The organism is Mesorhizobium sp. M5C.F.Ca.IN.020.29.1.1, assembly GCF_003997375.1.
GTDB classification, from domain to species: Bacteria; Pseudomonadota; Alphaproteobacteria; order Rhizobiales; family Rhizobiaceae; genus Mesorhizobium; species Mesorhizobium wenxiniae.
In genome coordinates this window covers 1-1282 of sequence record NZ_RZSW01000967.1, presented here as the reverse complement: position 1 = coordinate 1282, position 1282 = coordinate 1, and the positions used below count along the sequence as shown (strand labels likewise).

Here is a 1282-nt window from a genome sequence, read left to right as displayed (position 1 = left end):
CCGATATTGCCGGCGTTCGGATAGACCACAGCCAGCGCATAGCCGACGGCAACCGCCGCATCGACGGCATTGCCGCCTTTCTTCAGCACCTCAACGCCGACTCGCGATGCCAGATGCTGGGCGGTCACCACCATGCCGTGCTCGCCCTTCGCCGGCTGCGGCGAGGCGGCGAAGATGGCCGTCAGCGGCACAAAGGCGAAAGTGAGGGAAAGACCGACGGCGATTAGGGTGCGGCGGGTGGGGTGCATGGCCGTTCTCCGAGGCGTTGGATGCGCCTAGAAGACCCTCTCGGAGCGGACGAGTCCATGGCTGTGAATGAAAATTCGGGAATGCTGTCATTCGCCGTCGGCGAAGCTGCCGATCTCCCCCTTGCGGGGAGGATCGGATGTCGCTTCGGCTTTCGACAACCGAAGGCTGAAGGCAAACAAGCTTGTTCTTGCATGGTGCTGATTTGCGCCGCGACCCGCCGTTGGCGGGTTTTTCGTTTCAGGCCGACATCAAACAATCCCGCCGCCGCCACTCGCAACCGCCGGCCGTTCCGCCGCGACCTTCGCCCGATAGCCGGCCGCCCGGTAGGCGGCGACCGGATCGATGGCGCCGCCCGTGTTCAGCCGCGCCATGGCGAGGATCGGCTCGACATCGGTGCGATAGGCGGCTTTCAGCGTTTGCGTCGCCATCAGCGCGTCATTGGCGTCCTGATAGGCTTCCAGTGCCTTACGATCTACCAGCAGCGCCTGCACATAGGCGCGCTGCACCTCGACCGCGGACAGCATCAGGCTTTCGATCGGATCGGTGACGTTGTGGCTCTGGTCGAGCATGTGAGCCGGATCAAAACCTTCGGCACCGGAAAGCTCGGCATCGACCAGCTCGTTGAAGACGAGGAACAGACGGTAAGGATCGATCGAGCCGGCGTCGAGATCGTCGTCGCCATATTTCGAATCGTTGAAATGGAAGCCGCCGAGTTTCTTGAACTGGATCAGCCGCGAGACGATCATCTCGATGTTGACGTTGGGCGCGTGGTGGCCGAGGTCGACCAGGCAGAACGCCTTGTCGCCGAGTTCGGTGGCGATGATATAGTTGGTGCCCCAATCCTGCACGACCGTCGAATAGAAGGCCGGCTCGTACATCTTGTGCTCGGTGAACAGCTTCCAGTCGTCCGGCAGTCCGGCGTAGATCTCCTTCATCGCGTCGAGATAGCGTTCGAACGTCTTGGCGAAATTGACCTGGCCGGGAAAGTTCGAGCCGTCGCCGATCCATACGGTCAGTGCCTTCGATCCCAGCG

The 1282-nt window shown here is 62.0% G+C and carries 1 protein-coding gene and 1 pseudogene; both read right to left on the bottom strand.

The genetic code is table 11. The annotated features are described in order from the left end of the window. The coding region (locus EOA85_RS35460; protein WP_206523473.1) for a gamma-glutamyltransferase at positions 1-248 on the bottom strand (248 nt) is incomplete at its 3' end. 249 nt (positions 249-497) lie between these two features. Then, a pseudogene (locus EOA85_RS35455) lies at positions 498-1282 on the bottom strand (sugar isomerase); the annotation flags it as partial.